This is a genomic window from Streptomyces sp. NPDC058674 (genome assembly GCF_042716505.1).
GTDB lineage: Bacteria > Actinomycetota > Actinomycetes > Streptomycetales > Streptomycetaceae > Streptomyces.
This window is the reverse complement of the sequence record NZ_JBHXSC010000046.1, coordinates 50,544-58,243: the sequence shown is the minus strand read 5'-3', so window position 1 is coordinate 58,243 and position 7,700 is coordinate 50,544. Positions and strand designations below refer to the sequence as shown.

The 7,700-nt window shown below is 74.6% G+C and carries 6 protein-coding genes; 5 read left to right on the top strand and 1 reads right to left on the bottom strand.

Going from position 1 to position 7,700, the window contains the following annotated elements; translation table 11 throughout:
- The first annotated feature begins 213 nt into the window (after positions 1–213).
- The 5 genes from pelF (at position 214) to moeZ (ending at position 5,998) form a co-directional block, all read left to right on the top strand.
- Positions 214–1,791 carry a GT4 family glycosyltransferase PelF gene (gene pelF, locus ACFWU6_RS22775; RefSeq protein WP_383982774.1) on the top strand — a complete coding sequence of 526 codons (1,578 nt, stop codon included), beginning with the start codon at positions 214–216 and terminating at the stop codon, positions 1,789–1,791.
- The gene (locus ACFWU6_RS22770) at positions 1,788–2,870 is read left to right on the top strand and encodes a hypothetical protein (RefSeq protein WP_383982770.1); all 1,083 of its coding nucleotides are present in this window, start codon (positions 1,788–1,790) and stop codon (positions 2,868–2,870) included. Before pelF ends, ACFWU6_RS22770 begins: the two co-directional genes overlap by 4 nt.
- Positions 2,871–3,002: 132 nt before the next feature.
- The gene (locus ACFWU6_RS22765) at positions 3,003–4,013 is read left to right on the top strand and encodes an NAD-dependent epimerase/dehydratase (RefSeq protein WP_383797991.1); all 1,011 of its coding nucleotides are present in this window, start codon (positions 3,003–3,005) and stop codon (positions 4,011–4,013) included.
- Positions 4,001–4,756: a spherulation-specific family 4 protein gene (locus tag ACFWU6_RS22760; RefSeq protein ID WP_383982768.1), complete on the top strand. Its 756-nt coding sequence runs from the start codon at positions 4,001–4,003 to the stop codon at positions 4,754–4,756. The genes ACFWU6_RS22765 and ACFWU6_RS22760 overlap by 13 nt, the downstream gene beginning before the upstream one ends.
- Before the next feature lie 63 nt (positions 4,757–4,819).
- Positions 4,820–5,998 (top strand): adenylyltransferase/sulfurtransferase MoeZ, encoded by a 1,179-nt coding sequence (gene moeZ, locus ACFWU6_RS22755; RefSeq protein WP_383797985.1) that lies wholly within the window; start codon positions 4,820–4,822, stop codon positions 5,996–5,998.
- Positions 5,999–6,087: 89 nt separating this feature from the next.
- Here the strand turns inward: moeZ and ACFWU6_RS22750 are convergent, their stop codons facing one another.
- Positions 6,088–7,632, bottom strand: a complete 1,545-nt coding sequence (locus tag ACFWU6_RS22750) for an alpha/beta hydrolase (RefSeq protein WP_383797982.1) — start codon at positions 7,630–7,632, stop codon at positions 6,088–6,090.
- Positions 7,633–7,700: the final 68 nt, after the last annotated feature.

Below are 7,700 nucleotides of genomic sequence, written 5' to 3'. Positions count from 1 at the left end.
CGTTGTGGGGTCACCGGTCCTGCACCCCCCCCCCGCACACGCAAATCGCCCGCCCCCCCGCCACCCTACGGTTAATTTAACCACACTACACCCCTCCGGGGGGCGCCACTGACAACCGTCCGTCGCGCCTTCGGCATATCCGCTTGAGTTCATCCGCGGCGGGTCACCGGACCGAACGGCGACCGCCTGAACGGGAGATCGGGGGTGCCACTCGTGCGGATCGGACTGCTCACCGAAGGTGGTTATCCGTATGTCACCGGAGAGGCCAGGCTGTGGTGCGACCGGCTCGTGCGCGGGCTCCCGCAGCACGAGTTCGAGCTGTACGCGCTGAGCCGCAGCGCCGAGCAGGAGCGCACCCGGGTCCCGCTGCCGGAGCACGTCACCCGGGTCCGCACCGCCCCGCTGTGGGCGCCGGCGGACGACGGGCGCTCGTACAACCGCCGGGAGCGGCGCCGGTTCGCCGGCTGTTTCACGGAGCTGGTCCACGGGATCTGCGCCGGTCGGCCCGAGTCCTTCGGCTCCGGCCTGTACGGGCTGGCCGAACTCGCCCGCGAGCAGGGCGGCCTCTACGCGGCCCTGCGCTCGGAGTCCGCCGTGCGCGCCGTGGAGTCCGCCTGCCGGGCGCCGGGCGCGGGACGCGCCGTACAGGCCGCCCGGGTCCCGGACCTGCTGGAGTTCGTAGACGAACTCGAGCGCATGCTGCGGCCGCTGTCCCTGGACTGGTACGGGGAGTCCGGCCTCGGCGGGGTGGACGTCGGCCATGCGGCGGCGGGCGGGGTGGCCGCGCTCCCCGGACTGCTGGCCAAACGCTTCTTCGGAGTTCCGCTGCTGGTCACCGAGTACGGGATCCAGCTGCGGGCCCACTACCTCGACCAGGGCCCCGAGTCCCGGCCCGCCGTCCGGGCCCTGCTCGCGGCCTTCCACGTCCGGCTGGCCGGCGAGATCTACGCACGGGCCGACCTGCTGACCCCGGGCAACGCCCACGCCCGACGCTGGCAGGAGCGCTGCGGAGCCTCCCGGGACCGGATCCGGACGGTCTACCCCGGCATGGAGGCGGACCGATTCGCCACCGTCGGCGAGGCGGCCGACTGCGGTGACCCGGACACGCTGGTGTGGGTCGGCCGGGTCGAGCCCGCCAAGGACCTCATCGCACTCCTGCACGCCTTCGCCGAGGTCCGCCGGGCCGAACCCCGCGCCCGGCTGCGGATCTTCGCCACCGCCGTGGCCCCCCGGTACCTCGCCGACTGCAGGTCCCTGGCGGCGCAGCTCTTCCCCGACGAGGCGGTCGACGCCGTGACCGCCGGGGAGAACCCCGTCACCTTCGAGGAGATCGGCGGGCCCGACACCCCCTCCACCGCGGAGGCGTACGGCTCCGGGCGGGTGGTCGTGCTCTCCTCCGTGATCGAGGGCTTCCCGATCACCCTGGCCGAGGCGATGTTCTGCGGCCGGGCCACGGTCTCCACCGACGTCGGCGCGGTCCGCGAGGTCATCGGCGGCACCGGACTGGTCGTGCCGCCCCGCAACCCGCGCGCCCTCGCCGACGCCTGCCTCTCGCTGCTGCGCGACCCCGAACGGGCCCAGCGGCTCGGTTCGGCGGCCCGCGCCCGGGCCCTCGAACTCTTCACGGTCGAGCAGAACGTGTCCGCCTTCCAGGGGATCTACCTGCGGCTGCTCGCCGGCGGCTGCGCCCGCCCGGACGGGGAGATCCCCTTCGCACAGCCCCCGGAGGCCCGGGTCCCCGGCCACTGGACCACCCCCACCTGGGCACCCGTGCCGGAGGCGACCGCATGACCACCCTCGACGCACGGGCTTCCGTACCGGAGCCGGACACCGCGGCGGCCGACACCGCGGCGGCCGATGCCGTGGCGGCCGACAGCGCGGCGGCCGACACCGCCGGTGCGGTCCCGCCGCCGGCCGCGCCGCCCGGGGGACCCCTCCCGCCCGGGGGACCCCGTCCGCCCCAGGACGTCCGACCGCCCCAGGACGCCGGACCGCGGGCCGGGGCCCGGCGGCGGACCGGCGGGGACCCGGTGAAGGCGCTCATCCACCGCCACCAGGACCTGTGCGCACGGGCCGTGGACCCCCTGGAGATCGCCGCCGGGCTGGAGGCCCACGGCATCACGGACCGCACCGCGGCCCGATTCCGGCACCGGGACGTCTTCTCGCTGGCCGAGGAGCTGTACGCCCGTACCCCCCGCGGAGAGGGCGCCCCCGGGCCCCGCGGGGAGCCGCTCCCGGCGGCGGGCACGGCCGGCCCCCGCGCCCCGCGCGAGATCGGCTGCGCCCTGCTGCCCGGCGCCCTCGCGCTCGGCGCCGCCGCCACCGGGCAGCCGTGGGCCGGACCCGTCGCCGCGGTCGCCGCCGTGGCCGCGCTGGTGTGGCCCGGACGGGCCGCCGGAGGCCGCTTCCCCTACACCGCGCACCTGCTCGCCGCGGCCGCGGTGGGCTGGGCCGCCCACCGGCACGGCCCCGGCCTCGCCGTCGCCCTCGCGCTGGCCGTGGCCCCCGGGCACCTGGTCGCCGCCGGGTTCGCCGCCCGGGCCCGGTCCCGGCTGGCCGGCAGCCGCGCCCTGGAGGACTTCGCCGCCCGGGCCCGGCCGCTGCTGGTCGGCGCCGTCGCCGTGTTCACCGCGGCCGCCGGCGGGGCCGCCGCCCTCGCCGGAGCGCCGCTGACCACGGCCGTGGCGCTCGCGCTGCTGCTGTTCCTGACGCGGCTGCTGCTCCGCCACGGCGCCGACCGGCGGCCCGTCGCGGCGGCCCTGGCGCTCGCCCTGGTCCCGGCCCCGGCCGCGGCCCTCGCGGCCGCGGCGGGGCTCCTCGTACACGGCGTCCTCACCCTGTCCCGCGCGTCCGCCCATGCGCGGCCCTGAACCCCGTCCCCGTGACGGTCACCGCACTTCGGAGCCGACGCCGGAGCGCGTACCCCTGTCCCCGCCCCATCCACCCACCCGCAAGGAGACACAGGACATGACCGGCCAGCCAACCGACCAAGGGGCCACGCGATGAGGGTGCTGCTGATCGGAGCCAACGGATACCTCGGCCGCTACGTCGCCGACCGGCTGCTCGCCGACCCGGCCGTCCAGCTCACCGCGCTCGGCCGCGGCGACGACGCCGACGTCCGCTTCGACCTCGCCACCGGCAGCCCCGGCGCGCTCACCCGCTTCCTCGACGCCGTCCACCCGGGCGTCGTCGTCAACTGCGCGGGCGCCACCCGGGGCGGGGCCCGCGAACTGACCCGGCACAACACCGTCGCCGTGGCCACCGTCTGCGAGTCCCTGCGCCGCAGCGGCTGCGGCGCCCGTCTCGTCCAGCTCGGCTGCGCCGCCGAGTACGGGCCCAGCCAGCCCGGATCGTCCACGGCCGAGGACGCCGTGCCGAGACCCGGCGGGCCGTACGGAGTCAGCAAGCTGGCCGCCACCGAGCTGGTCCTCGGCTCCGGTCTGGACGCCGTCGTCCTGCGGGTGTTCTCGCCCGTCGGACCCGGCACCCCGGCCGGGTCCCCGCTCGGCCGCCTCGCCGAGGCGATGCGCCGCGCGATGCAGGCCGGGGACGGCGAGCTGAAGCTCAGCGGGCTCGGCGTCCAGCGCGACTTCGTGGACGTGCGGGACGTGGCGCGGGCCGTGCACGCCGCCTCCCTCTCCGCCGCCCAGGGCGTGGTCAACATCGGCACCGGCCGCGCGGTCCGGCTCCGCGACGCGGCCGCCGTCCTCGCCCGGGTCGCCGGATACGGGGGCGCCCTGCACGAGTTGGACCTGCCGCACGGCGGCGGGCAGCCGCCGCACGCGCACCCCGGCCGTCCGGCCGGCCTCGCCGCCATCGGATCCCCCCGCTCCGAGGCGACGGCCGAGCAGATCGCCGCAGCGGCCCCGCAGCCGTACCCCTACCCCGACGGCTGCGGGCCCTGGCAGCAGGCCGACGTCCGCACCGCCCGGGACCGGCTGGGCTGGCGTCCGCGGATCAACCTGGAGGAATCCCTCGCGGACATCTGGATGGAGGCGGCGTGCCGCATCTGACCACGCCGCCGGGGGCCGCGCTGGCCGCGGGGACCGAGGCCGGCCGCCTGGGCCTCGGCACCCCCGGCTACGCGCACCCGCTGCTGGCCCCGGTCGAATGGGCCGAGCTGAGCCGCCCCGGCACCCCGCTGCACTGGGCCGTGCTCAACGTCTGCGACGGTCCGGGCGGACGGCCCGATCCGCACTGCACCGAGGCGGCCGCGCGGCTGCGCCGGGCGGGCGGCACGGTGCTCGGTCATCTCGCCATGCGAGACGGAACGCGCTCCTTCGGCGAGCTGGTCTCCGACGCCCACCGCTTCCGGGACTGGTACGGGGTGGGCGGCTTCTACCTCGCGGACGCCCCGGCCGGAAAGGCGGAGCTGGCCCCGGTCCGCCGGGTCACGGACGCCCTGCGGGGCCTGGGCGCCGGCCTGCGGATCGTGCTCGGCCAGGGCACCCATCCGTACGAGGGGTACGCGGAGGCCGCCGACCAACTGGTCACCTTCTCCGGGGCCTGGGCCGACTACCGCTGGTCCCAGGTGGCGGAGTGGACCGCCGACCACCCGCCGGAGCGGTTCTGCCACCTCGTCCACGGAGTGCCGCGCGGCCACCTGGAGGAGGCGGCCAGGATCGCGCGCTGGCAGGGCGCCGGGACCGTCTGGTTCACCGACCGGCGCGGCACCCCGGCCCGGGATCCATGGGCTTCCATGCCCGGCTACTGGGACGAAATCGTCTCGCGGATCGGACCGGGTGTCTCGGAATGAAGAAGGGCGTGGCAGTGTTACGGGGAGAACCACCGTTCAGACGTTCACATCTACGGAGTCCCCGTGTCGCTGCCACCCCTGGTAGAGCCAGCTGCTGAGCTCACCGTTGACGAGGTCCGTCGGTACTCCCGCCACCTGATCATCCCGGATGTCGGGATGGACGGCCAGAAGCGCCTGAAGAACGCCAAGGTCCTGGCCGTGGGCGCGGGCGGCCTCGGCTCGCCCGCCCTGATGTACCTGGCCGCGGCCGGCGTCGGCACGCTGGGCATCGTGGAGTTCGACGAGGTCGACGAGTCGAACCTGCAGCGCCAGATCATCCACAGCCAGGCGGACATCGGCCGTTCCAAGGCCGCGTCGGCCCGCGACAGCGTGCTGGGCATCAACCCGTACGTGAACGTGGTCCTCCACGAAGAGCGGCTCGAAGCCGAGAACGTGATGGAGATCTTCAGCCAGTACGACCTCATCGTCGACGGCACGGACAACTTCGCCACCCGCTACCTGGTCAACGACGCCTGCGTGCTGCTGAACAAGCCGTACGTGTGGGGCTCGATCTACCGCTTCGACGGCCAGGCCTCGGTCTTCTGGTCCGAGCACGGCCCGTGCTACCGCTGCCTCTACCCGGAGCCCCCGCCGCCGGGCATGGTCCCGAGCTGCGCCGAGGGCGGCGTCCTCGGCGTGCTCTGCGCGTCCATCGGGTCCATCCAGGTCACCGAGGCCATCAAGGTCCTCACGGGCGTCGGCGAGCCGCTGGTCGGCCGGCTGATGATCTACGACGCCCTGGAGATGCAGTACCGCCAGGTCAAGGTCCGCAAGGACCCCGACTGCGCGGTCTGCGGGCCGAACGCGACCGTCACCGAGCTCATCGACTACGAGGCCTTCTGCGGTGTCGTGTCGGAGGAGGCCCAGGAGGCGGCCCTCGGTTCGACGATCACTCCCAAGCAGCTCAAGGAGTGGATCGACAACGACGAGGCGATCGAGATCATCGACGTCCGCGAGGTCAACGAGTACGAGATCGTCTCGATCCCGGGCGCGAAGCTGGTCCCCAAGGGCGAGTTCCTGATGGGCACCGCCCTCCAGGACCTGCCGCAGGACAAGCGCATCGTCCTGCACTGCAAGACGGGTGTCCGCAGTGCGGAAGTCCTCGCGGTCCTGAAGTCCGCGGGCTTCTCGGACGCGGTGCACGTCGGCGGCGGCGTCATCGGCTGGGTCCACCAGATCGAGCCGGACAAGCCGGTCTACTAGCCGGCCCGGGCCTTCGCCCCGGAGGGGCCGTACCGCGCGCCGCGCGCGGTACGGCCCCTCCGGCACGTCCGGGACACGTCCGGGGCGGGTCAGCCGGCGGTGCAGACGGTGTTCGAGGGCGGCACCTTGCCGTTCAACAGGTAGGTGTTGACCGCCTGCTGCACGCAGGTGTCGCCGCTGTTGTACGCGCCGTGCCCCTCACCCTTGTACGTGAGCTCCACGCCAACCCCGGGGCCGAGCCGCTCCACCATCTTGGCGGCGCCCTCGTACGGGGTGGCGGGGTCCCCGGTGTTGCCGATCACCAGGATCGGGCCGGCTCCGGGGGCGGACACGTCCGGGGTCTCCCAGGCGCCCGCGACCGGCCAGTCGGTGCAGCCCATCAGCGCCCAGCCGAGGAAGTCGCCGAAGACGGGCGAGGCCGCGCGGAAGGCCGGCAGCTTGGCCTTCGTCTGGGCCAGCGTGTAGCGCTCCTTGGAGTCCGCGCAGTTGATCGCGGTGTTGGCGGCGCCGATGTTGCTGTACCGGCCTTGCTCGTCACGGCCGTTGAGGGCGTCCGACAGGGCCATCAGCAGCTGGCCCTGGCCGCCTCCGGCCTCGTCCAGGCCCTGTTCGAGCAGTGGCCACAGCTCTTTGGAGTACAGGGCCTGGGCGATGCCGTTGGTCGCGGCGCTCTCGGTGAGCTGCCGGTCGCCGATGCCCGGGATGGGCTTGACGGCCAGGTCCTTCTGGAGCTTGATGACGCCGTCCTCGATCTCCTTGGCGGTGCTGCCCTGGAGCTGGCAGGCGTCGCCGCGGTCCACGCAGTCCTGGGCGAAGTTGCCCAGGGCGAGCTGGAAGCCCTCGGCCTGGCCCAGGGACCCCTCCTCGGAGGTCTTGGTCGGGTCCACGACGGCGTCGAAGACGGCCCGGCCCACGTTCTTCGGGAAGAGGTGGGCGTAGACCCCGCCGAGCTCGGTGCCGTAGGAGATGCCGAAGTAGTTCAGCTTCTCGTCGCCGAGGGCCTGGCGGATGCGGTCCAGGTCGCGCGCGGCGTTGGAGGTGCCGACGTGGGGCAGGACCTCGGCGGAGTTCTTCTCGCAGGCCTGCTGGTACGCCCGGATGTTGTCGACGAAGGCCTTCTCCTGCTCCGGGGTGGTGGGGGAGGAGTCCTGGGCGTAGTAGGCGTCCAGCTCCGCGTCGCTCTCGCAGCGGACGGGGGCGCTGCGGCCCACCCCGCGCGGGTCGAAGCTCACCAGGTCGTACCGGGCGCGCAGGGCCTCGTACTCCTTGGCGGCGCCCGGGAGGGTGGTGAGGCCGGAGCCGCCGGGACCGCCGAAGTTGAAGACGAGGGAGCCGAGGCGGTTCTTCTGGTCGCGGGCCTTCGCCCGGATCAGGGCGATCGGGATGGTCTTGCCCTCGGGCTCCGCGTAGTCCAGGGGCACGTGGAGGGTGGCGCACTGCCAGTCCTTGCCCGGGGCCTGGCCGCCGCCCTCGGCGGGGGTGGGCGGCGCGCACTCGCCCCAGACGAGGGGCCGGGCCTTGGTGCCGTCGGCCTTCGTACTCTCTCCGTCGCCGCCGTCGGAACAGGCGCTCGTGGTGAGCAGCGTGGCGGCGAGGGCGGCGGCAGCGGTGACCCGCAAGGCGTTTCTCGGCATGCACCCCATCCTGTGGGCGGTTCGGCCGGCCCGCCCGCGCGATGACCCGAACGGGGGGCGCGCGGCGG

What these genes read in the sequence shown, in the direction of transcription:
- ACFWU6_RS22750 (WP_383797982.1), bottom strand. Translation starts at nt 7,632, where the DNA reads ATGCCGAGAAACGCCTTGCGGGTCACCGCTGCCGCCGCCCTCGCCGCC.
- ACFWU6_RS22770 (WP_383982770.1), top strand. Translation starts at nt 1,788, where the DNA reads ATGACCACCCTCGACGCACGGGCTTCCGTACCGGAGCCGGACACCGCG.
- ACFWU6_RS22765 (WP_383797991.1), top strand. Translation starts at nt 3,003, where the DNA reads ATGAGGGTGCTGCTGATCGGAGCCAACGGATACCTCGGCCGCTACGTC.